Here is a 26084-nt window from a genome sequence, read left to right as displayed (position 1 = left end):
CACATTTCCATATGTGCCTATTGGAGGAGAAAAAAATGCATTCTTCGGGCAAAGCCCTTGGATGGGCCACATTACTTACAGCAGCCCACTTCGCCGCAAAGCTGGTTGGCGGCTATATGACAAATAGCCTGGCGCTTATCAGTGACGCCTGGCATCTTTTGACCGACTTGCTGTCCCTCATATTCAGTTGGCTCGCCTTGAGAGCCTCTTCCCGCCCTCCTACCAAATGGGCTACTTTCGGATTTCACCGGGTTGGGATTTTGGCTGCGCTTGGAAATAATCTAACCCTCATCGGTATATCTTTCTATATTCTTTACGAAGCATACCGGCGCTTCCTTAACCCCGAAGCACTAGAGACCACCGGAATGGTTTGGCTGTCGCTTGTAGGTATCGCAGCCAGCGTGATCATTGTATTGCTTGTCCAGGATGGCGCCAAAAACAACCTGAACATGCGCAGCGTCTGGCTTCATTTTGCGGGTGAGGCACTTGCCTCTGTCGGTGTTCTCATTGGCGGCATTATCATCCAGTATACCCATTGGTATTGGATCGATACAATATTAAGTGCGATATTGGGTCTGGCGATTCTACGCGGGTCAGTCATGATGCTCTGGGAGAGTACTGTAATATTGCTGGAAGGAACGCCTAAGCATATATCTATCGATAAAATAGCTGAAGCTATAACAGAACTGCCGTATGTAAAGACGGCAGAGGACATCCACGTTTGGTGCCTGGCAGAAGAAAAAGTCGCACTCTCCGCGCATGTGCGACTTAACCAAGATCTCAGCCTCTCGCAGACTGAACCTATCCTGCTGGAAATAAAACATGTTTTGAACCAACAATTTAATATCGGTCACATTAATATCCAATTCGAACTCAAAGAATGCAGTGATTGTCATCATGCTGCCAATTGAAGGAGAGAGTAAAATGATCGCCGACTACAGGATAAGAACAATCAAATATTTCTCAATCGGATTATTTCTCTTCGGCCTTTCGGTTTATGGATTTTTTATTGGCATTGCCAGCTTACAAATCCCGTTTATAATCAGTGGATTCCTCGGTTTAACGAATGCCATTTATGCGGTATATCTAGCGATACGAAATTCAGACAGGTCCTCATAGTTAATTAAAAGGGTAGTCTGGGTTGGCATTGTGATGAATTATTTAACCCGCTCTCGTTCCCACCATATTAAAAGCGATATACAAAAGGCCAGCCACATGAAACCAGCCGCATATCCTGCTACTACATCGGTGGGATAGTGAACGCCTAAATAAATGCGGCTGATACCAACGGCCACACTCATGACAACCGCAAGTGTCATGATCGTCAGCCGCCAGCGCCAGGAAGCCATAGTACGCATAATTAAAAAAGCCACCATCCCATAAAAACACATAGTTGCCAGTGCATGACCACTAGGGAAACTAAAACCGGTCTCCTGCACAATCCAAAACATGTCCGGCCTGGCGCGGTGAAATAAGTTTTTCAGCAGAAAACTAAGCACCGCGCCGCCGGCGAGACAAATGGCCAAGGCTCCCATTTCCCGCCAGCGTTTCCAGTAAACAAGCAGCAAAAAAGCTGCTCCCACTATTACGAGGTAACTAGTGCCAAAGCCTATATCGGAAATGGCAATCATGACCTTATCTAACACCGGATTGGCAAAATAACGGAAAAGCCAAATAAAGCTATTATCAAACAGACTCATGGAGTTGCGAAATAAAGTTTCCCACGCAAGAGTACAAAACGCAGTTAAGAGTAAAGCACTCAGCAGCAAACTACCGGCAACATAAAGTAGAGGCCACCTCTCTTCTATCAACAGGAACTTTTCTTTCGCAAATGGATACCACGGAGTCTTTTTAAAGAAATGTCCAAGCAGCCAAAATAAAACAGGCAAGACAATAAGACTAACTGCCCCGGCAAGGAGAAGCGCACCCACCAAAACCGGAACCAGCGGATGCCCCTGCGGCGCAATAATCCAAGGCTTGTGCTCAATGCTGGTACCCTGTTCAACAGTGGCACTTCCGCCTAAAATAATGATTCTTCCGGCTACCGCGGCTCCAGATTCCACTGTCAAATTGCCATCCACAAGAATAATTCCATCGGTCACGTTACCGGCGATGTTAGCATCACCGCCCGCCACCATCAGTTTTCCAACGGTTTGCCCCGGCGCCAGGGAAGTACTGTTGTGCACAAAAACATCCGGTGTTTCTTTGAAACGTTCTTTCCCGGCAGCCAAACCAATACAGAGCGTGAAAACCAAGACTGCAATTCCTATCATTGCCATTTTTCTAAAATTCCTATTGTTAAACATTTATTTCCTCCTGACTGTCGTCTTACCTACTATTTTTTCACACCCTCGGTCCATTCATGTGAAAGTTGGCAGACATCATTGCCCTAGATTTACTAACTTTATATATCTTAGCTATTCCTTTCGGAGACATGATATTTACGATAATAATAGACAGCGGCTACAATCAAACCTGCCGCAACAACCAAACTTGCCTGATGACCAATAGCATTTATTACCTGCCAGTTCTCACCTAATAACATGCCCGCATAAATTAGAGTAATGGTCCACGGAATAGAACCTAGCAAGGTATAAATAACAAACTTGCCAAAATTCACCTTTGCAAAACCTGCCGGCAACGAAATAAATGTCCGTACAACCGGAAGCAAGCGACTAAAGAAAGTAGCTTTTAGTCCATAGCGATCAAACCACCGCTGCGCCATATCGACATTACGCCGAGACAATAAGAAATAACGACCATACTTGGCTACTAACGGTTGTCCACCGTAATAACCAACCAGATAGGCGACGATTGAGCCGATAAGACCGCCGATTACCCCGGCAATAACGGATGTAGTAAAATCAAGTTGTCCCAGATAAACAAGGTAGCCTGCAAAACCAAAGATAAGTTCACTCGGCACCGGAATACAGGCGCTTTCAAGCGCCATACCGATAACAATCGCAAAATATCCCCATACGGCGATATACTCTATTACTACATGAATTAGTTGTTCCAAGAGGTTCACTCCTAATTAAATATTTTCATTCGTGTAAGTAATACAAAATTTTGCTGCCGGCTAAATTAGCTTATTCTACACTGGCATGCTTGTATCGCAATTCTCTTTCTTATATACTGTGGCTGTTCCCACCGATTCATTATACAAAAGAAAAATGAAATAATCCTGAGAAGAACATTAAAATTTCATGAGATTCCGTAATAAAAGTTTAACTAAATAAAAAAATATAAAACCCCGGACTACAAATTACATTGCCGGAATTTTATACCCTAATAATCCACAGACAATAAAATTATACTTAAAAGGCCTAGTGTAATGTAAAAAACCGTCTAAAGCATCTAATTATCAGGGATGCTTTAGACGGTTAGTTTTATAGTGTAACCTCGCCGGTATATCCTTTTAACCGGCAACCGTACCAGTAGTATAATTGGTTACGATACTTAACTCGCATTTATCCTTTTTAGCCCTTGTGGAGGCTAAGCTGGCGAGATTAATAAGATTAGAAACTATCCGGAATATATTCTTTGAGTTCACTTGACTCTCTTTTCTTTCTACGATGCCTGCCGATACGGTAATAGGGATATTGTTGTGAAACGTATGCTGAGAAATTGCCTGTAACAAAGTTTGGGCAAACCTATGACACTGATCCGCATCATATGGCGTAAGCACTAGAAATTCATCACCGCCAAACCTGGCTACATAGGTTTCGTCTGTCATGTTATCTGTTAGGACAGTCCCCAACTCTTTCAATACAATATCGCCTGCAATATGACCGTATTCCTTATCGATAATGCCAAAGTTATTAACATCAAAAAATGCGAGAGACATTTCCTGATTGCTTTCGATCAATCGGATAGCGCGATAATAGATAAAATCACTTTTGGGAAGGCCGGTTAATAGGTCAAAGTGCTTCCCTAGCTCACCCTCTAAGAGGGCTTTGGTAACGATACCTACCAGTTGCTTGTTGTCCTGAACCAAGAGCAGTTCAGTATTGCTGGAATCAAAAATTTCTTTTGCTTTCCATACCGAAGAATAAGCATCGATATAGGCAAACTGATCTGTCATGGCATCCGCAGCAATTCTGTTGGGATGGGATTGCAATAAATTTCTATAAGTTAACACCCCGACGACTTGGTTTTCCTCCATTACCGGGAAACCATCGAACCGGTCTTCAGAAACAAGACTTTGGATATAGCGCAGACCATCAAGAACATCAACTATAATAAACTTTCTTATCATTATGTCACATATATATCGCATCATACTTCAATTGATTTGCTAACAATGATCGTAATATTCAGCTGCACTTTTACGATCATCGTTTCGTTAGCAATTTTTTCTCCTTCTTCTAAAACTAGCGAGATTAATTTATCTTGCGGCAACATATTAAGCAGGGACTTTCTTATCACAATGGCTTCAATACTCGGGTGCTCTAATTTTTTTATTTCATATTGGTCAGGCGACAAAATATTAACCATTCTTTTTGCGGCCTCTGAACCAATTGGTGCTTTCTTTCCGATAATTAGGACATCCTGCATAGGCGGTATTTCAAATTCGGATAAACGCATACTTAGTTCTACTTTTTTACTGCTTTCTGTAAAATTTCTCATGACTTTTGTCCCCTTCCACTGAAGACACCAGTTAGCCTTCGCGTTAAAATCAATTAGATCTAATTATTACTTTAGTAATAGTCGGTATAACCTCCGCCCTCGAAGGGGATAAGCCAGTTAAATTTAAACTTATGTATAAAAAAATCAGGCTAACGCCTGATTATATAATCTTTAACTTACGTAAACGGTAGCCCAGCAATCCATATTCAAATGTTTGATATACCTATGCATGCTTATATTTGAGTACTTTTCGCAATTAAAATGCATATCAGCCGTTAAGCAAACATATATTATATATTTAAACATAAATTTCAATTATATGTCAAGAATTAGCAGTATAATTTTTAACAGGATTTATGCACTTTGTGATATAAATTCCAGATGAGAGAGCCCTACTCTTGCGGCGTTCTAGATTTAATAACTATATTCTCTATATCCGCTAAACAGTATTTATCAAAATCTCTAAAAACGTGCACTTTTCCACCGGCAGCCTGGCTTAATTCAGCGAGGAACTTTTGGTGGAGCTTGAGCCCTATCGCAAGGAATTTATAACCGGCCTTCTTAATATCTTTCGCAACGGCCATGGCATCCTTTAAGCTTTGCTGTGTTTCGTAGGAAATATTGTGTGGAATGCCATCTGTTATTAAAACCATAAGAGGATTGTGAACTTGTGCCTTCTTCATATAATCTAGCGCGGCCTTGAGTCCTAGCGCCAGCGGGGTCATACCAAGAGAGACAATATCACTTAGCCCTTGTTCCAGGTGTTGACGATTGCGCGTGAATGGCACCATTACATCTGCCCTGTTTTCTTGGAACTTTATTACGCAGATACGATCAGATGTCTTATGTAGTAATTGATAAGCCAAATACTTCGCGGCCTCAATATTAGAGCCCTTCATACTTGCGCTGGCGTCAATTATTAGGCATATTTCTTTTTCCCTCGACTTACTCCGACAACATATCCGTAAATCACGACCTGTTACACGGAAATGTTTTTCTCCTTCCTCCGCCATACGCACTGCAGCCGCGTATAGAGTTTCCGGAACGGCTAGTTCACCAATCCGCTTTTGCTCCGGTCGTTCGATATGCCGCATTCCTGTTTTGCCATTAGAGCGCTTGGTAGAAGACTGGGGCGTGTTAGTAAAACGTAATCTTTTGAGTTCCAGCCTTTTTATTACGTCTAGATAATCCTCTGCTTCTTTAACTCGAATAGGAGGATGCCGTTTATACTCTTTAAGAATATCGTATTCGCCCTTTTCACCTACTGTCGCAGTACCATCAAGTCCAACAAACCTTTGATTATCAATATTACTTTGACAGGGATCGCATTCTTTGCCTTCCGGCAGTTTTGTAGAGGGTTTTGCCTCGGCCTTGGTGCTATATTCTCCTTCTTCCGAACTTAGTTTATAATGGTTTTCCTGTTGATTGCCCTTTAGCAGCGAATCACTCTCAGTGCTATAATCGCTGCAATCGAGCTGATCACCTGTATCATTGTCGACAGAGACAATTCGCTCATTACGGCGTAGCTCAAGTCCACTATCAATAATGGCGTACTCTACCGCCTGAATGATGTAAAATACACTTGCCAATTGTTCGCCTGCTAATAATATGGCTAGATGCACATGGTTTGCGTGAGTATGGCGGAGAGATTCCCGTTGCCCATAGTTTAGACTACCAGTAATACGTCCGCCACCGCCCTCCGTCTGAATATCTATATAGTCACAGTTAATTCCCGCCGTATACGGTTTCTCCAAACCAAGCTGAAGATGATATTCTTCCATTGCCTCTTTGATTGCCTGGGCAACTAGCCCGGGCGATACCAGACCGCACTGATGAAAGATATCTATATGTAAGACCTTGTTGGTATCACCCCGATGGTAGAAAACTTGCCCGGCGTCACTGTTACGAAGTATATGCATGATTTCGGGTTCATCGGGACTATATTGATGCACCCGGCAGCTGGCTACTGCACTTTCGCCGATACGCACTCCTGTTCCATCTGCCAGTACTGCAGCCAACGTACTTACTGCAGCTTCCAGCCTAGCCAGTGAAAGAGCTGAATAATCATAACTTAGACATTCGTTCATACTATTTTTTTTCTTCCACAGTTATTAGTTGATCATCCGGCAACTGATATATAGACCTTGCTCTCTTAGCGGGAGCCTTAACAGTAGTTTGTGATGAGAGTACTGAGTTTCCTGATCCACCCCTTTGATTATTGGCATCGGATAAGCGTGCTGAATTATGACAGTTTGTAGCCTGGAGGCAGTCGCGTATTGCATCCAACCACCGCTTCCACCACGGAGTATTACTTACTAAGTACCCCGATTTATTTACGAGAGACAAATCTCCTTCTTCCGCTTGATTTACATTTGTGCCAGCGCCAGAGTCAATTGCTTCAAGGTATTTTAGAATATTTGTTATAGTAGATTGATCTACACGGTGAGCAAGTACAAGAGGCACAACACGCATAAGATCTGTAATAGATATGTTCTGCTTTCCAGTTAGCAGCGCAGATAGCGCCGCCGCCAACTGCAGTGAGTTGATGGCCCGCAGACTTTCCAGTTCAAAATCCACATATATGCTAGCCAATAACCGCTTAACAAGAGGTTGAACCTCAAGCCGGTTTAGATTACCGGTAGTAAAGATATTCGGCACCTCTATGTGCTGCACTAATTGATTTCGCGTGTCGATCGCTTGGTCAAGTATCTCATAAACGGCCTCATAGTCACGGGGACACTCCATTGCCACCGTAGCATCGAACCGGTCAGATAACTGCTTACGAATATGAGCGAGAGAACCAGGATCTTCATCGGGGTTTGAAGCTGCCCAGACACTGACAGATACCGGCATCTTTATCATAGGGAGACCGGTCTCCTCAATCTGAATGCGTCCTGGTTTGGAGCCCATTACATCAAGCAGCACGTCGGCTAGCTCGGGCGACGTGTCTGCTAGCCTATTTATTTCATCAATAAATATTATTCCGCGGTGAGCCTGAGGAATAGTTCCCGGCAAGATGGCAGCTACCGGGGTATTTTTATCAGTCAGCTTTCCAATATCTATGCTGCCAACAACTGTTCCTATTTTGGCGGAGTGCGATATTTCAAGAAAAGGCCGTGGTACATACTCAACGCCCACAGCCTCAACTTCCCCGGCCGATAACTGACTATGCTCGGGACAGTGAGGTGCATCAGGATGGCAGTTATAAATGCAGCCTTTAATACGTAGTATTGGTGGCAGCAAACTCCGCGCCGCCCGCATAATGCTCGTCTTTCCGGTACCCCGCACACCTTCTGCGTGTATATGAAAGGGAAGATCGTTACTCTGGGACAAAATTGACATTTCTACCGCATGGAACAATTGCGTGTTTCCATCATGCCTTATTAAACTATGATATGAATTCATATCAGCTATCATCTCCTGCCCGAGTATACATTCGATATCAATAGTATAAATAAATTGCTTATATTTATAACAGATCGACTAGAAAAGAAGTTGGGGCGGTCCGCAGAATGTAAAAAGCCACTTATATTGCAGCATTCTGCAAACAAGTGGTTTTTTAAGTTTAAGGGCAATGTTTAGGGAATATTACACTTAATTGTTCAACGCTTTTCTTTCCAGCTCTTTAACGAAATTATCTTTACCATCACAATACGCCTCAATATCGAAAGGGAACATAGTGGCTAAGCGGCTCTTTAGTTCTCCATACTCAAATGCATCCGCCGGGTGTGTTCTTAAATAATCACGAACCGCTAAATGCCTTTCAATATCATTTGAATTACTTATTTCAAAAATATGAATTTGATGGGTTCGGTTTTCCAAACCTTTTCTAAAATATCTTCTGCCAACCATACCAAATTCGCCTTTTGGCTCGTAGCCCAAAGCTTCAAAATCTTTATTATAATCATCAACTTTTGTAATATCCCTTACCACAGGCATAATATCTATGATTGGCTTAGCCTTTAAATTCTCTACTGAGGTGCTTCCGATATGGTAAATAGCAACCAATTCATTTCCGAGTATATTTTCAATTTTTTTAGCTTCCTCTAGATATAAATTGGGCCATTCACTGTTATATTCTACGACTTCAACTTTCATCTAAACGATGTCCTTTCCAAAAATCGAATATTTCAAATTATACTCAATCCGTTCGGCGAGTATAAACTATATCAACAACTCCATTTATTTCTTTTACCTGTTCTATTTTTAGCAGCGTAGCAGGGTTATCATTTGAAAACAGTTGTATCCCATTTCCTAAAATTACAGGCATAATTGTTACATGATATTCGTCAATTAAATCTGCTTTCATAAGCTGATTTGCTATATCGGCACCGCCGCATATCCAAATCTTCTTTCCTTTTTCAACTTTCAGTGTGCTGATGAATTTGCTAATATCACTTGAGATAAATTCAACATTTTCATTGTTTGCTACTTCCTGCCGTGTAAAAACATAGCTTTTCAGATTTGGGTAAGGCCATTCATTGGGTGACAACTCGGTCATTATTTGCCTGTATGTAGTCATTCCCATGATTACAGTGTCCACACTTTCAATAAAATCACCATAACCATAATCACCTTGAAAGTTATCACTTTGACCACCAATCCAGGCAATACCACCGTTGTTATCAGCAATATTTCCATCAAGGCTCATGGAAATATATAAAATAACTTTTCTCATCAGTGTAGTCCTCCAAATACATACATATACTACATATTTGACCTCTTAATTCCATCTCTCCGGCAGCAAGCCGGCAATGGTTACAATCTTATCCTTTAGCTGTACTTCACATTGAACATTTTCATCATGTATTTGGCTGATGAATTCTCTGCATCTCCCACATGGAGGTACAATTTCCCCAGTTTCGCATACAGCAACCAGCTTTACAATTTTGCTTTCCCCAGCAGTAATCATTGCGGCAATAGCTGCATGTTCAGCGCAAAATCCCATGGAACAAGGGCTATCAATACATACACCTTTATAAACATTTCCCTTATCAGTAAGTATTACGGCAGCGACCGACCCCGCATAAGTACTTCTTGATAATTCCCGGGGGTTTAACGTTGCTTTCGCGATATCGATTAATTTATTGAATTCCATTTCTGCTTCCTTTACTGTTTAGGTTGCATCGATCATTTAAACAGTATTCTCTTCTTATTTTATGCTTGTACTCTGAGTAAGCTTCATATGCAGGATAGGAAAAGGTCGGCCTTGTTCATCGATTTCTGATCTGTCATATACTTCAAATCCCGAATGTTTGTAAAAGCCCAGAGCTTTTGGATTTTGTTCATTTACATCAACAAGATTTGCATCAAGTACGCTTATTGCATAGTTGATAAGCAATGTTCCAATGCCTCTGCCAAAATATTCGGGACTTATAAACAACATTTCTATTTTCCTGTTTGCTACCCCCATAAAGCCAAGGGGTTCACCTAACTGATCCTTAGCTACTATAAGTTTATCAATTGCTTCAAGACCCAATTTTACATCTGGGATCAGCATAGCAATATCAGTTTCTGTTAAAAACAGGTGGGTTGCCTTGACGGACTGTTCCCAGATGTGTACTAGTTTTTCTGTTTCCATTGAATTTCGCGATACAGCCGGTTGTATTAAAATATCTCTCATAATGCAGTAAATCCTCCAATAATCAATAAATCCTCTCTAATTATACAAAATTTTCCTATCATTTTGCAACCGCAGTCTCCTTTTTCGCTAGGCTCATAGGCGAGGGGTAAAGGGTAGCAGGAACCGGTTCCGCAATAACTTAAGAAATATTAGGACTATTACGATAAATTATTAGATATTTGTTTCTTCTAATGAGGTGATAAAATGATACATGGCATCAACGATAATATATTGCTAAACAACTTTAAAAAAACTTCTAACGCACAGATAACTGCAAAACCGGTCAGTCAAAAAACTGATTTCGATAGTTATATTAAATCAGAAACAACGAAGTCAACAGCTCCAGATGTGTACTCCAATCAATCAAAGGAATCCATTGACTCTGATGATAAGAAAGAAGACACAAAGCAGAAAAAACAATTTGTTTTACAAGTCGAAGGAAATTATTACTGTACTTATCTCGTTGACTCAAAAGGAAATAAAATATTAATTAATAGAGTTCCTATAAGCCAATTAGATGCATCAGCGACTGATTTTGAAAAAGCAAAACAGAAAGCTTGCCTAGCCGGGGAAAATAATAATCTGAACCTTAAGCAGCAATTAAACTCGGAAGCTGCTCATAAAGTTAATGTACAAAGTATGATGGAAATATTAAAATCTTGTGTTGGTATTCCTAATCAAATCGATTGCAAACAACAGTTAAAAAAATAATCGGGAAAAAAGACAAAAGCAAAGTTCAATTGCAGCGGAATAAACAAAAAACGAGGGCGACATTGCAGAGCGAAGATACCTCATTTGCTGAGATACTATCCCTCTCGTCACACCCTCGTTTATATTTTATTAGTCCCTATTTCTATTCTTCTATTTCGGAAAAGTGAATTACCGTTACCGTATCATCAATATGAATTTGTTTTTCATAGATATCTTCAAAGATTTTAATGAGCTCTTCGACATTTTTAATCTCCGGATTTTGGTGCTCCAATTCTTTTGTCGTCAAATCTCTGTATTTTTTTGTGAGTACTCGGTCAATGATGGCTGTGAATAGTCTTTTTTTCTGACCATATCGTTTGCCAACAGTTACCCAAACGATCGAGTTTTCAGGATAAACATCCCTCAAATCTCCCGGACGAATAGTAGCGCTTTTCTGGCGTGACAGTAATAACTTTTCATTGTGCTCTGAAATAAAGTTAAGTGCAAACATGGCAATCCCTCCATAACTATATTAACCTCTAATCACATTGGACGTTTGTACATAATTTTGCGACATAGGATAAACCATTGTTACTAATTGTTATTTAATTCTGCATTTACGTATAAAATCCTGTAAAGTTTTTTTAAAAATCTCTGTTGATTTACCAATGAATTCTAATATTATCAATCTATGAACTCTTTATAGAAAATAGAAGGCGCTTGGCCAAAAATCGCATAGTAATCGCAAAATAAATAAACTTACTATAATTAAAATAACCGTCTAAAGCACCATTAACACCAGATGCTTTAGACGGTTATTTTTAATTGAGATTACTTCGGCGTAAACAAAAATTTATCCCCGATCAAAGAAGGGGCTCTTGCCGGATATACTCAGCGGTATTCCATACGCGATTTTGACATCTTTGTCAAAAAGGCCAATGTTGATAGCTGCTTTGCCCACGCTAAACATTACTCTATTGTCGGCATGATGCAAAGCAGCAGCGTTAACGGCGGATCCCAGGGCTATCCCAAGATCACCGGTGCTGACGGCACAGATTCCTGTACCTTGTGCACACTCAGCACAATCAGCATAACCACAAAAGCCACATGGCGTTACTCCGAGAGGCTTCACTTTTTGGCCTAACAGCACAACTAAGGCTGCCTTATCAATACAATCGCCATCCCGTCCGAAAAATTGTGTACCTGACTCTTGAGCAATGCGTCGCATTTCTGCTGAAAGTTGACCTTTTTCCTGCCCATCGACAATTAAAGTCACCAGATTATCAATGCCCTTAGCTTTGGGAGCTGTTCTCGCCGCCGCACACATCAGGTCGGCGATTTGCGCTACCGCTCGTTGCTCCGCTTCCTTGCTGCTAATAATCATCAGAATTCCTCCATTCTCAACGTTCCAACATGGATTTACAATAAAATTAACCTTTCATCTGCTTTAATAGCTGCGCCATATTTTTGCCCAGAGTTTGGAATGTCTGTATCCCTTCCGCATCCTTTTGCACATCGCCCGGATCAAGAGATAAGGTCATATTCCAGTAACTGGAGGAAGGTATAACCATCTCGGCAATGCCAAAAAAGAAATTAATTGCCGAATAAGTAAAAGTTGCTCCTGCCCTGCGCACAGAAACTACTGCCGCTCCCACTTTTCCCCGCAGCATATTGCCACCGTTAGCCTTAGCGACAAAGCCACAGCGATCAATAAGCGCCTTTACTTCTGTAGATACGTTACTAAAATAAGTGGGAGAACCGATAATAATTCCATCCGCCTCAATCATCTTCTGGATAAAGGTATTCATTTCATCATCCTGGCGAATACACCGGTTATCTTTTGTTTCCCAACATTTGCCACAGGCAAGACACCCGTATACTTTACGCCCTCCCAGTTGGATCAGTTCCGTCTCGATGCCTTCCTTTTCCAGTTCATCCAAAACAAATTTCAGGCTTTGCGCTGTATTTCCATTAACTCTTGGACTTCCGTTAAATGCGATCACTTTCATACCAATCACTCTCTTCCTCTCAAAATTTCATGCCTCCCACGTAACGAGCAGCCGGCATATTTTAATAAATGTCTTACCAACTATCCAACTACAACGATAAATGATATAATATATTTTAGCAAGTACGCACTTTATTGTGCTATAGTATCCATTTATATACCTAAAACATCAATTTTATTTTTAAAGCTATTGGAGTGAACACCTATGATTACATTCAAAAATATCCAATATAATTGCTCAATGGAATTAACGCTGGATCTTATTGGCGGCAAGTGGAAATCCCTGATTCTCTGGCATTTAGGCGACAATGCCCTGCGCTTTAGTGAATTAAAAAAATCATTACCAAAGATAACCCAGAAGATGTTGACACAACAACTGCGGGAACTGGAAGCCAGCGGATTGGTGAATCGACATATATATACACAAATTCCACCAAAAGTAGAATACTCTCTTACACCGGACGGCAAAAGTCTTTTACCTGTTTTAGAAACTTTATGTCAATGGGGACTTAATTATGCCAATACCATGGAACCAATGGATGAAAAAAATGTTAAGTGACGGGGTTCATTGAACCAACACGTAAAATTGCAAAAGGCTCAACAAGCAGTAACCTACTGCTGTTGAGCCTTTTTTTGCTATGCAAAACTCTATTGCTCTCCGTTATACCAGAAGGGGCGCAATAAACGCAGACAACAGGCTTCACCGACTTCAGGTCCTGGGGCGCGGCGTCCTTTTTGGACGCGAATCTCCTGACCGCCGATTTTCACCTGATAGTCAATAATTTCGCCCAGGAAGGCTTTGCGACTGACAATACCGCGCAGTCCACCCTCGTCACTGTCACTCACAAAATCTATCTCCGAGGGACGGCTTGCCAAGGAAAGCATACCTTTGCCATGCATGTTTTCCGGTGGAGTCAGGCTCTCCGGCAGCGCTGTATTCTCGCCGCGCACGAACGCCTGGCCATCCTCCCAGACAATATCCAGGAAGTTAGAGAGACCAATAAAACTGAAGACGAACTTATTGGCCGGCTGGTTGTAGACATTGAGTGGCGTATCGATCTGCTGCACAACACCTGATTTCATGACCAGTATGCGGTCGGAAAGGGCCATGGCCTCGGACTGGTCGTGGGTTACATAGATGATGGAAAAGCCGTACTTTCTCTGTAAGTCCTTTATTTCAAAGCGCATCTCCTCGCGCAAATGCGGGTCCAAACTTGACAGCGGCTCATCCAGGAGCATGACATCAGGATTGATAGCCAGCGCCCGTGCCAGCGCCACCCGTTGCTTGCCGCCGCCCGAGAGGTCTGCCGGACTGCCATCTGCCACCTTCAACAGATTGGTGGAGCGCAGCGCATCTTTCGTACGTTTCTCGATCTCAGCGGCAGAAACTTTGCGGATACGCAGCGGAAAAGCGACATTTTCATACACCGACAGATGTGGCCAGACGGCAAACGCCTGAAAAACCATGCCGAAGTTACGCTTTTCCGGCGGCAGGTAATAATTTTTCTTAGGGGAGGAGATCAGACGATCCCCGACATATATCTCCCCTTCGCTCAAATCCTCGAAACCGGCTACCATACGGAGGGTCGTGGTCTTGCCGCAGCCGGACGGCCCCAGCATCGAGAAGCACTCTCCCTTGCCAATCTCCAGGTTTAGTGAATTAACGGCAGTAACGTCGCCGAACTTCTTTGTAACATTCAATAAGCGCACATGAGACATGATCCTCTTACGCACCTGCCTTTCTTGTGAAACGGTTGATCAGCGTCTGCCCCACAATAATTATGATCAGGGCAATGCCGGCCAAGGCCGCCGAAGCTACAGTTTCTCCATCCTCATTCAGGGTGTATATCGCAACCCCGATGGTACGGGTGGTAGGCGAGTACAGCATGATGGACACAGTCAGTTCCCGCAGCGAGGGGAGAAAAATCAGGAAGAAAGCCGCCAGCATTCCGGGGCGTACAAGCGGCAATACGATATCCTTGAGGGATTGCCACATGGTCGCCCCACAAGCCCGGGATGCCTCTACCAGGGAATCATGCACCTGCTCCAAAGCCGCCGAGTTGGCTTTGAGGGAGAAGGCCATATAACGCGCAATATAGGCGACCAAGATGATCCAGACCGTGTTATAGAGGTTTATGCCAAATTGACCGCTCCAGGCAAGTATCACGCCAAGGGCGATTACCGAACCGGGAACCGAGAAGGGCAGCATCCCCAGAAACTCTAAGATGCGTTTGCCCCGTACCCTCATCTTGACAATGACGTAGGAGATCATAACGCCGGCGAACATGGTAATAAGCGCCGCGCTCAAGCCCAGCGTAACGCTGTTCCAGATGGCATCTTTGGTTACCTTGTAGTCAAAGAGGATGAATTTATAGTTACTAATCGAGAGATTCTCCCAAGTGAAGGGCAATCCGTAAGTCTTCAGTCCGCCGACCAGGAAAATAACCACCGTAGGCAGGACAATGGTAACAGCAATATATACAAGGCAAAGGATCAGAAGCGGCATACGCAAAGCACGCAGTTTCAATTCCATCGGCCGGAAGCTTTTTCCACCGATAATCTGATAATGCCCCTTACTCAGGATCTTACCTTGCAGCCAAATGATTAAGGCCGCTGTTATAACCAGCACAGTGGCCAGCACTGTACCTGTCCGTATCGCGTCAAAACTGCCGCCGCTCTGGTGTATGCGCTGATAAATGAGGGTTGGGATATTGAATATCCCATTTTCAATACCAAGCACAGCCACCGTGCCGAAGTGCGCCATCGAGTAAAGCATGATAAGCAGCGAACCGGAAAGGATACTTGGCATTACCAACGGAATGGTAATTTTTCTGGTAATGGTGAACAGTCCCGCCCCTGATATACGGGCTGACTCCTCCAGGGTCGGGTCCATACGTTCCAGCGCACCGCACACCTGGATGAAGACAAAGGGAAACAAATACATGATCTCTACCAGACAAATGCCGAGATAACTGTAGATATTAAATATCGGGCCATCAAAACCAAAATTATTCATAAAAAATTTATTAATGAACCCGGCATTGGGGGATAGCAGCATCTTCCAGGCCAGAGCACCGATAAAGGACGGGAGCATGAACGGTACTAAGAACATGGCCTTCATAAACCCCTTGTAAGGAAGGTCGGTACGTGTCACTAACCAAGCAAAAAAAGTACCGACGATAGTGCTGCCAATCGTCGTGCCGGCGGCGATAATAAGCGAGTTTTTCAGGGCCTGATAGGTCTCCGGTTGCGCAAGGATCTTGGCGACATCACTGATATTGAACTTGCCGTCCACCCAGAATGCGTTGAAGAAAATCAACAGAACCGGAACAGCCACCACAATAACTAAAATGGCAATGGCGAGAAATAAGATAACCTGCGCTACGCCAAAACTGTTCTTTTGGTTGATTGCACTCATTGTTTCACTACCTCCTTCAGGCTTTCCGCGTTGAACCACAGGAGGTCCCGGAAACTAATCACGCAATCCTCTCCTTCTTTGAACATAAGCCCCTTGGCGATAGCCTCGTGCGTCTCCAGGCTGGTACGCAGCTGCGCACCGTCTACCTCAATGAGATAATCCATCATAGCACCAAGGAAGTTAGCGCGCTTTACCGTGCCCCTAAGACCGGTTCCCTGGCGGGCAATCTGTACGTCGGAGGGGCGGAAGCCTGCGGCCCAGTTAGGTGCGTCCCCTTGGGGGGCCTCCCACGGAATGGGTTGCTTACCGTTGCCCACCAGATAAGCCTCCCCGTCTCGCCGCACCGGAATGAAGTTCGCTATGCCCATGAAATTGAAGACAAACGAATCGGCCGGCCGTTCAAAAATCTCCCACGGATTGCCGGTCTGACGTATCCTGCCCTCCTCGTCCATAATGGCCATCCGGTCCGAGATAGCAAGAGCAATCTCCTGATCATGCGTAACATAGAGAACGGTAATATTCAGCTTGCGCTGCAGCTCTTTGATCTCAAACCGCATTTCCTCACGCAGATTGGCGTCCAGGTTGGTCAGCGGCTCATCCAACAGCATCACGGACGGATTGGCAACAAGAGCACGGGCCAACGCCACGCGCTGCTGCTGACCACCGGAAAGCTCCGACGGCAGACGACGCTCAAGGCCGTTCATCCCGACCATCTTGATAGCTGCCATAACCCTTTCCCTTAGTTCATTTTTCGACACTTTGGCGATTTTCAAAGGATACCCGACATTGTCAAATACTGTCATGTGCGGCCAAACCGCATAATCCTGAAATACTACACCAAGTCCTCTACGGTCGGGGGAAACAGTTATGCCTCCCGCCGGGTCGGAAACTACCGTATTATCTATGAATATCTTCCCGGTGTCGGGAGTCTCAAAACCGGCGATAAGCCTGAGCAGCACAGTCTTGCCACAACCTGATGGCCCCAACAAGGTAAAACACTCACCCCGCTTAATGGAGAGTGTGAGATCTTTGTGTACCTGATGTTTGCCGTAACTCTTCGCGATACCTTCTACCCGAATTATTTCCATACTCTACCTCCCCTAAAAAAAACGGCGGAACGGAACTATCCGCCCCGCTGAAATAAGCAGGTTGCTTTGTTAAATTACTTCTTAACCTGTAGCGTTTCCGTAAACTTCTTGATCGTCGCTTCCTTAGTAGTCAGACTGGCTGCGTAGTCGATTTTGATAGAGCGCTTCAAAGCGTCTTCCGAATCAGGCAGCTTGAACTTTTCCGGGCTCTTCACGTCTTTGCGCACGGAAAGCGTACCCTCTTTGGCAATCAACGTCTGCGCTTCCTGGCTCAGAAGATAGTCTACAAATTTCTTCGCCACATCCATGTTGGAACTTCCCTTGAATATTGCCACAGGACTGGGAACAACTAACAGTTCCGGCGGATAATAAAGTGCAATATGGGCACCTTTATTCACTTTGTCGTTGGTGATGTAGTCAACGGCAAGGCTGGCAGCCAGTTCGCCTGAGGCAGTATCGTCAATAACCTGACCGGAGCCTTTACCGATTCTGGCCTGATTGCCGTGCAGTTTTTCAAAGAACTCCCAGCCGAATTGCTTTTCTAATAACGCCACACTCATGTACGATGTTCCGGAGAGAGCAGGATCCGCTATGGCGAAGGCTCCTTTGTATTCCGGTTTCAACAGGTCGGACCACTGAGCAGGCGGAGTCTTAATTTTATCCGTATTGATAGCTATACCGAGTGTTCCCAGTCGAGCTGCGGTAAAGGATCCATCATAATCGGCAAAAGGATTTAAGATTTCGTTAATCAGCGGTGTCTTGTATTGCTCTAAGATGCCCTCTTTCTTCATGCTGTAGAAATCAGGAACCTCACTTGTCCAGATAACATCTGCCAGGATATGGCCGCTTTGCCGCTCTGCCGCGATTTTGGCCATAAGCTTGCCGGCGCCGGCGGACTGGTAATCGACCTCAATACCGGGGTTTTTCTTCTTGAATCCCTCAACAATCTGACTAATAAGAGATTCCTTCATAGACGTATAAATGACAAGTTTTTTGCCTGCGGCAGGTGCTTCTGTCTTCTTATCGCCGCCACCGCAGCCTGCGAGCAGGGTACTGCACAACATGACAATTACTAACAGAAGAATGCTTTTTTTACTCATTTCCCGGGAAATCCTCCTTGTTTTAAATTATTCTATGGGTTCTTACACTTAAAAAAAGCAGCCTTTTATTGTGCTTTTCTAAATTATCACACAATAAAAGGCTGCTATGTATCGTAAAAATAACGTAACTTACTGTCGGAAAAATCACCTATCTTGCTGTCGTAAAAATCACGGACAAAGACTATTCCACCGACAATAGACCGTACTTGAGGGCATAACTAACCAATTCACTCTTTTTGGTAGCTTTCAGTTTCTCCATTAGCCGTACTTTATACGTATCCACAGTTCTAATACTCAGCGATAGTCTCTCTGCTACCTCGGCCAGCGAATAACCGTGGGCGACCAGGCGTAAGACCTCCCGTTCCCGGGGACTGAGCAGAACATAAGGAGCTTTTTTATCCACCGCTTCCTGTTCCCGGTTTAGTAAAACGTGCAGCAACAAGCTGGAAGCCTGTTGGCTGAGATAAATCCCCCCGGCCTGCACAGCCTCAATCGCTTTAAACAAATCCGTGTCGGCTGCGCTTTTGGGTACGTACGCAGAGGCACCTGCTTCCATGGCCCGCTTGATATAACTCTCATCCTCGTGCATCGTTAATACAATCACCTTAGCCTCGGGGTCACGGCTTTTGATCTCCTTGAGGCATTCAATTCCATCCATCTGAGGCATAGACAGGTCAAGCAACAACATATCCGGTTGCAGCTGTTCAAAGAGTTGTATCGCCTGCTCACCATCCGCCGCCTCGCCAACTACCTGCATATTAGGATTCCGCTGCAATAACAGTTTCAATCCGGAACGAAGCAGTTTATGGTCATCCGCCAATAACACCTTTAGCTTTTGTTTCACGATGATTCTCCTTTCCGCGGGTGGAATTGAGGAATGGCAATGAAGAGCTCTGTACCGCCCTCAGGGGACTGTCTAATATCCAACCTGCCTTGCAGAAGTTCTACCCGTTCACACATTCCATACAGGCCAAGCCGATGTTCTTTCTTGGCCCGAATTAGATCAGCATCGGAGATTCCCCGGCCATTGTCAGCGATAGTGACCATAATCTGATCAGGCTGAAAGGTTATATCGATTGCCACAGTGGTGGCGCCGGAGTGCTGAACGACATTATTAAGGCTCTCCTGGACAATCCGGTACAGAGCCACAGCAATTTGGTCATCCACTGAAGTTTGCTGGCCTGATGTACAGAGGTCAATGTCTAAGCCATGGCGGCTGGCAAATTTCTCACTATATCGTTCTATCGCAGCAACTAACCCGAGATCATCCAAAGCCGGCGGTCTCAGCTCGATCGCAAGATCGCGAACCTCCCGCAAAATATTGGCGGCGACGTCACGAGCCAGCAGCAAAGCCTCTCGTTGTTCCTCATTCGGCGCATCCTCCGCCAAAACCCGCATGGTCAACATCAGTGAGGTTAGAGCCTGGCTGGTTTCATCATGCAACTCGCGGGAAATCCGCTTGCGTTCATCTTCCTGCGCAGTCATCAGCTTGGTAATCAGCGTATCCCGCAATTGTTCCTTGGCACGCAGCTCACCGAGCAGAACTTCCTTATCGTCACTCGCCTTAATTAGACTGGCAGCCATCTCGTTAAACGCGGCGGCCAGCTTGCCAACCTCGCCTGTATCACGAATATCGGCGCGAATCTTAAGATTTCCCCGGGTTATCGATTCGGCAACTTCCGCCAGCTTGCGGATCGGATTGGTAATTCGCACCGATATCTTGCTGGATAAGAATACTGCCAGCGCGCAAATAACGAAAATAGTAAGCACTACGTCTTTTATATGCTGATTAATTGATTTTCGCGTATACTCCTCGGTCATACCAACCCGAACATAACCAACTGCTCCATTTTCGATGGGAACAACAATATCATGGATAGGCCCTTCATTAGAGTTAAATACCGATATTCTTTGCTGAGTAACCTCAGGCATATCTTCCAACAGCCCCTTGGGTATACCGCCATGAAAGGTATGCGCCAGCAGCCGCTTGTTATTGTCGATGATTAGAATATATCGCACATCTTCGCTGCTTGCGGCTGTCTGCTCCGCTAACTCATTGAGATTGTAGGGATCATCCATCAAAACATAATTTCCGCCGGCCAGGGCTACGTGGGTTGCCATCTCGACCCCACGCTTCTGCAGCTGCTTAGAAACAATATCCTCAAGGGAATTCCAAACAATTAAGCCGGTGGCAAGACTAAGTAACGCAATGATCAATAGCGCCATTGCCAATATCCGATAATAAATTGAGAGGCGTGACATCTTCATATCTGTTCTCTCTTTTCCCGCAGCATCCGCCGAATGGGTTCATACAGCTCCGGCTGAGGCGGTACGAACCGGTCAATCGACAAGCCCTGCAGTGCCGGTCTCATATCCGGGTTTTCATGCATGGTGAGCAGTACTTTTCGCAAAATTTCCCGCTGACCCTGACTTACACTTTTGCCTACTACTACCGGTCCTATCCCGGCAGGCGGCGAAACGGCAATAATTTTGACCGCTTCCGCCAGCTCCGGCTGCCTTTGTTTGGCCCGGTCATATACGATGCTGGTCACCGGGGCAGCATCTACCACCTTGTTGGCAACCGCGCGAAAAGATTTATCATGACTATATGTGTAAATATAGCGTCCAAAGAACGTTTCCGGGGTCTCGTTGTTTTGCCGAAGCAACTGTTCTAAAAATGTGTAGCCGGAATAGCTTAATGGGTCGGTAAAGGCGACCGTCTTGCCTTTTAGATCAGATATATCGTTTATATCGCTGTCCTTCGCCACAACAATATACCCCTGATAATAGGGGACACCCAGCCGCTGTTGCGAGGCCAGCATCTCAATCTCGTTAAAGCCACTGTAATTTGCATATTCTCCGGAGGAGAAGAACGCGACGTCCGCGCCGCCATTTAAGAGCAATAAAGCAATCTCTGCATAACTTTTTCGTTGAATCAAAATCACCGGCCTGTTGACATGCTGACCGAGAAAAGTAGCAATAGAGCGGTAATGCATAACGGTTTCCTGCGGCAATAGCACCGAGGAAATCGCTACCCGCAGAGCATGAGAATCTGCGTCGACGGCAGAAATGTCCGGCGGCGCTTCCATCTTTTTAAAATCGATGTATTTACCATTATTCACGAAAGAGCCGCAGCCTGTGCAAAAGGCCAGCACAATCGTACATAAACAAACAAACCGAAAAACGTTTCGATTCATAATCCGCCCGCCCAAATCAGAAAGTGTGTGTTACCTACAATAATATTATGTCATTCTATTTCGGAAAGGGTAAATCCTCCCCCGAAATTTACAGATTGCCCGTATATAACTAAAAAGCAACCCGGCCCTCATATCATAACGCACGAAAGGGATAGTGTGCAGAACTATCCCTTTCGTGCGTTTCGTTTTATCTGTTTTTTATAATAATCGGCCTACCTTTGCTTCCACCAACTCAACTATTTTTTGTTGATGAATCAAATTTTTGATGCCATTAATATAAGGGTACAAGAAAATATCTTCACTCATAACCGGTACAGTTACGGCAATTTCCGCCAGCACTGCCTGAACAGCAGTTGCCGGCGCCTTATCCAACTCCAAAAATTGTTGCGCCTGATATACCGATAACAACTCAATTGCTAAGATAAATTCCAGTTTTTCGGCAATTTGCCTGGCCTTTTTTACGGCATTATAACCCATAGCCACATAGTCTTCCTGATTGCCACAAGTGGGTATACCATCAACTGTTGCCGGATGTGACAATATCTTCATATCATTAAGCAAACCGGCCTGTGTATATTGTGGGACCATTAACCCTGAATTGAGCCCCGGTTTTTTTATTAAAAAGGGAGGATATTCCGAAACATTGCCATCTACCAGCCGGTTATTCCTGCGTTCTGACATTTTTGCCAGCATAGTGGCAGCGATACACGCGGAATCCATCTCAATTCCTACATAGGAGGAATCGGCGTTACAGCCGGAGATTGCTTCGCCGTCCTCTCCTTCCGGCCAGATAATCGGGTTGTCACAGCAGGAATTTATTTCGGTTTCAATGGTTTTTAACGCATCTTTCAGCGTTTTCTTGGCGGCACCATGAAGCTGCGGTATGCAGCGGATTGACATTGCATCCTGCAAGCGATAATTTTGAAAATGCGCCGCAATCTCTGAGTCTTTTAATATATTTCGTATATTCGCAGCTGTGTCTCGTTGCTCTGCATGGGGTCGAACACTCATCAGCCGCTCATCAAATGCCCGTGTAGTCCCTTTTAATATTTCCAGCGTCATGGAACCAATAATATCGGCGCACTTTGCCGCATTCAACATATCGTACAGAGCAAGAGCACCCAGCGCAGTCACACTGGTCGTCCCGGAAACCAGAACTAATCCTTCCTTAGCGGACAGTTCGGTTGGTGCAAGGTCAACCCGCCGCAGCGCTTCCTTGGCAGGTAAAAGCTCTTGGCCCACATAGGCCTGGCCTTCGCCGATTAACACTAATGCCATATGGGCCTCAGGACTAAGATACCCTACCGATCCTTCCCGGGGGGCGAATGGTGTAAGACCTCGGTTAAGAAACTGTCGATACAATTCAACCGTCTCCATCCGTGCGCCACAAAATCCCTGCCCTACATTCTGCAATACCATAAACATGGTTGCCCGCACTTCTTCAGTTGATAACGGTTCCCCTACCGAAGTAGCATGTGACAACACAATATTTCTTTGCAGCTGAGTCGTTTCCTCCGGTGATATTGCCTGAGTACACATGGCACCAAAGCCAGTGGTAATGCCATACATTACACGCTCTTCACTAACCCATTTTTCCACCAAACTGCGAGATTTTCTTACGCGTTGACAATATTCATCAGAAAACTCGACCTTAGCACCAAAACGGGCAACTGCCACTAATTCTTCAATGCTCATTTTTCCGCCAAGAACTATGACTGATGTATTATCAACATTCTCCTGTTCCCCCATAATTCTGCCTCCTGATTAAGGAGAAACGTGAGTTCACTGCTTCCCCTTTAATACAATCCTTTTTGCCAGTCTAATCGAAAATCAACTTCGTCAGTCTTCACATTCTATAGCTGCATCTTCCTTGAAAAATAATCATATCTTTCACTGTCAAATAGTTTTTTGAATCATATACCCGTCGGCTGCAATGGGAGAGTAATGAGCTTTTTGCCCTTCGATGACTTCGCCAAAAAATGCGATCCAATAAGGTCTGAATATGCTTTCGACCTTGATCTCCCTAATCTCGGGAATTCCTCCTACATGCCGGTGTATAACTTTTAAAGCTGCCGAACGACCCTTGTTAATCAAAAATTTATCGTCTTTATCGGCATATTGAATTTGATCCTCATGCACATTTTCCAATATTACAATACCAGGCACAGTATCAACCCAGGCTACAGAACTGCAGCTGCCGTCCGCCAGCATAGTAATTTCCTGTTTGCGGGCTTTTTCCTTCCGGGCAAACAACCTGTCTAATAGGTTGGGCTGATGGGTAACTTCATAAGTAATCAACTTACATTCAATAAAATGCAGCCTGACTTCTGATAAAGATTTGCCAGGACAAAATATTTTCCTCAGCCAATACCCCTGTGCTTCAGCCATTTTACCTGCTTCTTCTTTTGCTATGCAAATGGGAAATGCCCTGATATTCATAGGTTACTCTCCAACACAATCCGATTTTGGGCCTCCATCACTACCTTTGCCTTTAGCTTTACTAAACTTGAACACAATTGACAAGTAATTAAGAAAAATAAGGGTTACGGTAATCATAAGGCCATAAGGTATGGCGACCCCAACAATGAAATCATTTCGCGCTGTGATAGCATAGTAGATTATCGCAACAAAAACAAAGTATAAAACAACTAAAAAACCATCAAGACCAAACCAGCTTATTTCCAAATCTTTTTTCGTCATTTACACTGCCTCCTTAGTAGCAACTGTTTTGCCGAACTTGTTGCCAATAAGCCAAGCGATCAGCGATACCGGCAAAGCGGCAACAAGGGGTTCCATTTCGAATGCTTCCAAAGGAAATACTTTAAAGTATGAGAAAACAATAATGCCGGCAAGCAGTCCCATGTAACCGCCCAGCACCGTCTTTTTCCCTGACCAGATTAAAGCTCCGACTATCGGCACAAAGCCAGCTGCCATCCACAGGCTGCTTATAAAAATAAAGGCATCCTGCGCAGTCGTAAATTGAAAGGCCGCTAACGAAGCCATCACAGCAACAATAATAATACCGATTCGGGTGGCAGTCACCAGTTGTTTTTGCGTAAGATTGCCTTTTACTCTGGCATAAATGTCATTGGCAAGCGTGGCTCCTCCCGACAAATAATAGCCATCCAGAGCAGATATCGTTCCTCCTAACAGACCAATAATAAACAGTGCCCTAACGCCTTCGGGCAGACTTTCCAAAACTACCTTGATATAACCTTCACCTGGCGCCATCTCAGGGTATTTGGCTTTAACGATCAGTCCGGTCAGCGTCAGCACAATATCAAAGCAAACCCAAATAGTAAAACAGGAGAGTAAGGCCCGCCGGCCTACTTTCGGCGAATTAGCCGCAGAAAACCGCTGATAAAAAGTAGGATCGGCATAAACCCCGAAAGACAACACGATCAGCATTAGCGCCTTCATAGGTGTAAAACCGCCTATAGGATCCAACATTTCCGGCGTACCCGCCAATGCTTGCTGCAGGCCGGCCCAGCCGCCAATATCCGCCCATTGCCCGGGCAGCACCATTGTCAGACCAAAGCACATGCACCAAAACAATACCATATCGGTTACAGCAACCCCCATAAGCCCCCCCAGCACAGTCAGCACTATGACAACCCCTACACAGGTAACACCGGAGATTACATTATCAATTCCCCATGCTGCCTTGCCAATAAAGCCCATCGCAGTCACGTTCCCCACCTGAGTGCAATAAACCAGCATAAGAATGGCGCCAAGTATGGCCACGCCTTTGCCATAGACACTCTCCAGCAAATCGGGTACCGTTATATCGGTTCTGACATGAATTTTGGGGCCGACCCACAAAGCCAGTGGTATCCGGCCGGCATGAGCGGTAACGCACCAGATAAGCCAAACAGAAAGGCCATACAAGGCAGCATATTCTACCGTTCCCACCGTACCTACCCCGCCATACCAGGTAGCTACCAGAGCACCTACAATTAAGGACCAGGGCAGATTGCGATTACCCAGATAAAAACTTTCCATGTCTTTTACGGCTTTGGAAAAATGGTAACCGACAAATACAATAAATAGCAAAAATACAGCAATAACCACATTGTCTAAAGATGATAAAAACATTTAATTACACCTACCTTTAATATTATCTTTTCCTGTAGCTGGGTTGTATGTAACTCACTACTTTCATTTAGAGCAATTATCATGCCAAAAAAGTATCAATTAAAAATGTTTTTTATTTTTAAACATTTCACATATTTTGTCCATTAATCATGCATATTCTTCGGCAAAAATTCAAAAATTTAATTGCACCACTGTATTTGTTCAAAATCCCAAACGACATAAAGACAAAAATACTG

The 26084-nt window shown here is 44.3% G+C and carries 27 protein-coding genes; 3 read left to right on the top strand and 24 right to left on the bottom strand.

What is annotated here, in order from left to right:
* Nucleotides 1–35: 35 nt before the first annotated feature.
* Nucleotides 36–911, top strand: a complete 876-nt coding sequence (locus SRRS_RS04155) for a cation diffusion facilitator family transporter (protein ID WP_371366493.1) — start codon at nucleotides 36–38, stop codon at nucleotides 909–911.
* Nucleotides 912–1157: 246 nt separating this feature from the next.
* Here the strand turns inward: SRRS_RS04155 and SRRS_RS04150 are convergent, their stop codons facing one another.
* From SRRS_RS04150 to SRRS_RS04105, 10 genes are all read right to left on the bottom strand, one after another.
* Nucleotides 1158–2306: a phosphatase PAP2 family protein gene (locus SRRS_RS04150; RefSeq protein WP_371366492.1), complete on the bottom strand. Its 1149-nt coding sequence runs from the start codon at nucleotides 2304–2306 to the stop codon at nucleotides 1158–1160.
* A gap of 107 nt (nucleotides 2307–2413) precedes the next feature.
* Nucleotides 2414–3019: a DedA family protein gene (locus SRRS_RS04145; RefSeq protein ID WP_371366490.1), complete on the bottom strand. Its 606-nt coding sequence runs from the start codon at nucleotides 3017–3019 to the stop codon at nucleotides 2414–2416.
* A gap of 399 nt (nucleotides 3020–3418) precedes the next feature.
* On the bottom strand, nucleotides 3419–4258 hold the full coding sequence (locus SRRS_RS04140) for a GGDEF domain-containing protein (RefSeq protein ID WP_371366489.1): 840 nt from the start codon (nucleotides 4256–4258) through the stop codon (nucleotides 3419–3421).
* Nucleotides 4259–4278: 20 nt separating this feature from the next.
* Entirely contained in the window at nucleotides 4279–4629 is a 351-nt protein-coding gene (locus SRRS_RS04135) for a hypothetical protein (RefSeq protein WP_371366487.1), read from the bottom strand.
* Between the two features lie 392 nt (nucleotides 4630–5021).
* Nucleotides 5022–6716, bottom strand: coding sequence for a VWA domain-containing protein (locus tag SRRS_RS04130; protein WP_371366485.1), 1695 nt, complete (start codon nucleotides 6714–6716; stop codon nucleotides 5022–5024).
* Nucleotide 6717: 1 nt separating this feature from the next.
* Complete coding sequence (locus SRRS_RS04125) at nucleotides 6718–8034, bottom strand: ATP-binding protein (protein ID WP_371366483.1); 1317 nt, start codon at nucleotides 8032–8034, stop codon at nucleotides 6718–6720.
* Nucleotides 8035–8223: 189 nt separating this feature from the next.
* Nucleotides 8224–8727, bottom strand: coding sequence for a GrpB family protein (locus SRRS_RS04120; RefSeq protein WP_371366481.1), 504 nt, complete (start codon nucleotides 8725–8727; stop codon nucleotides 8224–8226).
* A gap of 43 nt (nucleotides 8728–8770) precedes the next feature.
* Nucleotides 8771–9307 (bottom strand): dihydrofolate reductase family protein, encoded by a 537-nt coding sequence (locus tag SRRS_RS04115; protein WP_371366480.1) that lies wholly within the window; start codon nucleotides 9305–9307, stop codon nucleotides 8771–8773.
* A 45-nt stretch (nucleotides 9308–9352) separates the two neighbouring features.
* Complete coding sequence (locus SRRS_RS04110) at nucleotides 9353–9727, bottom strand: cytidine deaminase (RefSeq protein ID WP_371366478.1); 375 nt, start codon at nucleotides 9725–9727, stop codon at nucleotides 9353–9355.
* Between the two features lie 54 nt (nucleotides 9728–9781).
* A complete protein-coding gene (locus tag SRRS_RS04105; protein ID WP_371366476.1) occupies nucleotides 9782–10252 on the bottom strand; it encodes a GNAT family N-acetyltransferase in 471 nt (156 codons plus the stop codon).
* A gap of 204 nt (nucleotides 10253–10456) precedes the next feature.
* Between SRRS_RS04105 and SRRS_RS04100 the strand changes: the two genes are divergently transcribed.
* On the top strand, nucleotides 10457–10963 hold the full coding sequence (locus SRRS_RS04100; protein WP_371366474.1) for a hypothetical protein: 507 nt from the start codon (nucleotides 10457–10459) through the stop codon (nucleotides 10961–10963).
* Between the two features lie 142 nt (nucleotides 10964–11105).
* On the opposite strand, the gene SRRS_RS04095 is transcribed toward SRRS_RS04100, so the two are convergent.
* The 3 genes from SRRS_RS04095 to SRRS_RS04085 all read right to left on the bottom strand — a co-directional run bounded on the left by SRRS_RS04095 (nucleotide 11106) and on the right by SRRS_RS04085 (nucleotide 12951).
* Nucleotides 11106–11453, bottom strand: a complete 348-nt coding sequence (locus tag SRRS_RS04095) for an ASCH domain-containing protein (protein ID WP_371366473.1) — start codon at nucleotides 11451–11453, stop codon at nucleotides 11106–11108.
* A 342-nt stretch (nucleotides 11454–11795) separates the two neighbouring features.
* Nucleotides 11796–12326: a ferredoxin domain-containing protein gene (locus tag SRRS_RS04090; RefSeq protein WP_371366471.1), complete on the bottom strand. Its 531-nt coding sequence runs from the start codon at nucleotides 12324–12326 to the stop codon at nucleotides 11796–11798.
* Between the two features lie 46 nt (nucleotides 12327–12372).
* Nucleotides 12373–12951, bottom strand: coding sequence for a flavodoxin family protein (locus tag SRRS_RS04085; RefSeq protein WP_371366469.1), 579 nt, complete (start codon nucleotides 12949–12951; stop codon nucleotides 12373–12375).
* Nucleotides 12952–13155: 204 nt separating this feature from the next.
* Here SRRS_RS04085 and SRRS_RS04080 point away from each other — a divergent pair, with 204 nt between their 5' ends.
* Nucleotides 13156–13509, top strand: a complete 354-nt coding sequence (locus SRRS_RS04080; RefSeq protein WP_371366467.1) for a winged helix-turn-helix transcriptional regulator — start codon at nucleotides 13156–13158, stop codon at nucleotides 13507–13509.
* Between the two features lie 89 nt (nucleotides 13510–13598).
* On the opposite strand, the gene SRRS_RS04075 is transcribed toward SRRS_RS04080, so the two are convergent.
* The 11 genes from SRRS_RS04075 to SRRS_RS04025 form a co-directional block, all read right to left on the bottom strand.
* Entirely contained in the window at nucleotides 13599–14669 is a 1071-nt protein-coding gene (locus tag SRRS_RS04075; protein ID WP_371366466.1) for an ABC transporter ATP-binding protein, read from the bottom strand.
* Between the two features lie 7 nt (nucleotides 14670–14676).
* Nucleotides 14677–16368 (bottom strand): ABC transporter permease, encoded by a 1692-nt coding sequence (locus SRRS_RS04070; protein ID WP_371366464.1) that lies wholly within the window; start codon nucleotides 16366–16368, stop codon nucleotides 14677–14679.
* Complete coding sequence (locus SRRS_RS04065) at nucleotides 16365–17456, bottom strand: ABC transporter ATP-binding protein (RefSeq protein WP_371366462.1); 1092 nt, start codon at nucleotides 17454–17456, stop codon at nucleotides 16365–16367. Before SRRS_RS04065 ends, SRRS_RS04070 begins: the two co-directional genes overlap by 4 nt.
* A 74-nt stretch (nucleotides 17457–17530) precedes the next feature.
* Nucleotides 17531–18556 (bottom strand): ABC transporter substrate-binding protein, encoded by a 1026-nt coding sequence (locus tag SRRS_RS04060; RefSeq protein WP_371366461.1) that lies wholly within the window; start codon nucleotides 18554–18556, stop codon nucleotides 17531–17533.
* A 181-nt stretch (nucleotides 18557–18737) separates the two neighbouring features.
* Complete coding sequence (locus SRRS_RS04055) at nucleotides 18738–19400, bottom strand: response regulator (RefSeq protein WP_371366459.1); 663 nt, start codon at nucleotides 19398–19400, stop codon at nucleotides 18738–18740.
* Nucleotides 19397–20824 (bottom strand): ATP-binding protein, encoded by a 1428-nt coding sequence (locus SRRS_RS04050; protein ID WP_371366457.1) that lies wholly within the window; start codon nucleotides 20822–20824, stop codon nucleotides 19397–19399. The genes SRRS_RS04055 and SRRS_RS04050 overlap by 4 nt, the downstream gene beginning before the upstream one ends.
* Nucleotides 20821–21753: a phosphate/phosphite/phosphonate ABC transporter substrate-binding protein gene (phnD, locus tag SRRS_RS04045; RefSeq protein WP_371366456.1), complete on the bottom strand. Its 933-nt coding sequence runs from the start codon at nucleotides 21751–21753 to the stop codon at nucleotides 20821–20823. Before phnD ends, SRRS_RS04050 begins: the two co-directional genes overlap by 4 nt.
* Nucleotides 21754–21951: 198 nt before the next feature.
* On the bottom strand, nucleotides 21952–23502 hold the full coding sequence (hutH, locus tag SRRS_RS04040) for a histidine ammonia-lyase (RefSeq protein ID WP_371366455.1): 1551 nt from the start codon (nucleotides 23500–23502) through the stop codon (nucleotides 21952–21954).
* A gap of 147 nt (nucleotides 23503–23649) precedes the next feature.
* Nucleotides 23650–24192: a hypothetical protein gene (locus SRRS_RS04035; RefSeq protein WP_371366454.1), complete on the bottom strand. Its 543-nt coding sequence runs from the start codon at nucleotides 24190–24192 to the stop codon at nucleotides 23650–23652.
* Nucleotides 24193–24195: 3 nt separating this feature from the next.
* Complete coding sequence (locus SRRS_RS04030; RefSeq protein ID WP_371366452.1) at nucleotides 24196–24453, bottom strand: hypothetical protein; 258 nt, start codon at nucleotides 24451–24453, stop codon at nucleotides 24196–24198.
* Entirely contained in the window at nucleotides 24454–25848 is a 1395-nt protein-coding gene (locus SRRS_RS04025; protein ID WP_371366451.1) for a sodium:solute symporter family protein, read from the bottom strand.
* Between the last annotated feature and the right edge of the window lie 236 nt (nucleotides 25849–26084).

This window comes from Sporomusa rhizae, from assembly GCF_041428845.1.
Taxonomy (GTDB): Bacteria; Bacillota; Negativicutes; order Sporomusales; family Sporomusaceae; genus Sporomusa; species Sporomusa rhizae.
This window is presented reverse-complemented; position numbering and strand designations above follow the sequence as displayed.

Excerpts from the sequence above, each read along its gene's own strand:
- SRRS_RS04155 (WP_371366493.1), top strand. The coding sequence starts at position 36 with ATGCATTCTTCGGGCAAAGCCCTTGGATGGGCCACATTACTTACAGCA.
- SRRS_RS04150 (WP_371366492.1), bottom strand. The coding sequence starts at position 2,306 with ATGTTTAACAATAGGAATTTTAGAAAAATGGCAATGATAGGAATTGCA.
- SRRS_RS04140 (WP_371366489.1), bottom strand. The coding sequence starts at position 4,258 with ATGATAAGAAAGTTTATTATAGTTGATGTTCTTGATGGTCTGCGCTAT.
- SRRS_RS04135 (WP_371366487.1), bottom strand. The coding sequence starts at position 4,629 with ATGAGAAATTTTACAGAAAGCAGTAAAAAAGTAGAACTAAGTATGCGT.
- SRRS_RS04130 (WP_371366485.1), bottom strand. The coding sequence starts at position 6,716 with ATGAACGAATGTCTAAGTTATGATTATTCAGCTCTTTCACTGGCTAGG.
- SRRS_RS04125 (WP_371366483.1), bottom strand. The coding sequence starts at position 8,034 with ATGAATTCATATCATAGTTTAATAAGGCATGATGGAAACACGCAATTG.
- SRRS_RS04120 (WP_371366481.1), bottom strand. The coding sequence starts at position 8,727 with ATGAAAGTTGAAGTCGTAGAATATAACAGTGAATGGCCCAATTTATAT.
- SRRS_RS04115 (WP_371366480.1), bottom strand. The coding sequence starts at position 9,307 with ATGAGAAAAGTTATTTTATATATTTCCATGAGCCTTGATGGAAATATT.
- SRRS_RS04110 (WP_371366478.1), bottom strand. The coding sequence starts at position 9,727 with ATGGAATTCAATAAATTAATCGATATCGCGAAAGCAACGTTAAACCCC.
- SRRS_RS04105 (WP_371366476.1), bottom strand. The coding sequence starts at position 10,252 with ATGAGAGATATTTTAATACAACCGGCTGTATCGCGAAATTCAATGGAA.
- SRRS_RS04100 (WP_371366474.1), top strand. The coding sequence starts at position 10,457 with ATGATACATGGCATCAACGATAATATATTGCTAAACAACTTTAAAAAA.
- SRRS_RS04095 (WP_371366473.1), bottom strand. The coding sequence starts at position 11,453 with ATGTTTGCACTTAACTTTATTTCAGAGCACAATGAAAAGTTATTACTG.
- SRRS_RS04090 (WP_371366471.1), bottom strand. The coding sequence starts at position 12,326 with ATGATTATTAGCAGCAAGGAAGCGGAGCAACGAGCGGTAGCGCAAATC.
- SRRS_RS04085 (WP_371366469.1), bottom strand. The coding sequence starts at position 12,951 with ATGAAAGTGATCGCATTTAACGGAAGTCCAAGAGTTAATGGAAATACA.
- SRRS_RS04080 (WP_371366467.1), top strand. The coding sequence starts at position 13,156 with ATGATTACATTCAAAAATATCCAATATAATTGCTCAATGGAATTAACG.
- SRRS_RS04075 (WP_371366466.1), bottom strand. The coding sequence starts at position 14,669 with ATGTCTCATGTGCGCTTATTGAATGTTACAAAGAAGTTCGGCGACGTT.
- SRRS_RS04070 (WP_371366464.1), bottom strand. The coding sequence starts at position 16,368 with ATGAGTGCAATCAACCAAAAGAACAGTTTTGGCGTAGCGCAGGTTATC.
- SRRS_RS04065 (WP_371366462.1), bottom strand. The coding sequence starts at position 17,456 with ATGGAAATAATTCGGGTAGAAGGTATCGCGAAGAGTTACGGCAAACAT.
- SRRS_RS04060 (WP_371366461.1), bottom strand. The coding sequence starts at position 18,556 with ATGAGTAAAAAAAGCATTCTTCTGTTAGTAATTGTCATGTTGTGCAGT.
- SRRS_RS04050 (WP_371366457.1), bottom strand. The coding sequence starts at position 20,824 with ATGAAGATGTCACGCCTCTCAATTTATTATCGGATATTGGCAATGGCG.
- phnD (WP_371366456.1), bottom strand. The coding sequence starts at position 21,753 with ATGAATCGAAACGTTTTTCGGTTTGTTTGTTTATGTACGATTGTGCTG.
- hutH (WP_371366455.1), bottom strand. The coding sequence starts at position 23,502 with ATGGGGGAACAGGAGAATGTTGATAATACATCAGTCATAGTTCTTGGC.
- SRRS_RS04035 (WP_371366454.1), bottom strand. The coding sequence starts at position 24,192 with ATGAATATCAGGGCATTTCCCATTTGCATAGCAAAAGAAGAAGCAGGT.
- SRRS_RS04030 (WP_371366452.1), bottom strand. The coding sequence starts at position 24,453 with ATGACGAAAAAAGATTTGGAAATAAGCTGGTTTGGTCTTGATGGTTTT.
- SRRS_RS04025 (WP_371366451.1), bottom strand. The coding sequence starts at position 25,848 with ATGTTTTTATCATCTTTAGACAATGTGGTTATTGCTGTATTTTTGCTA.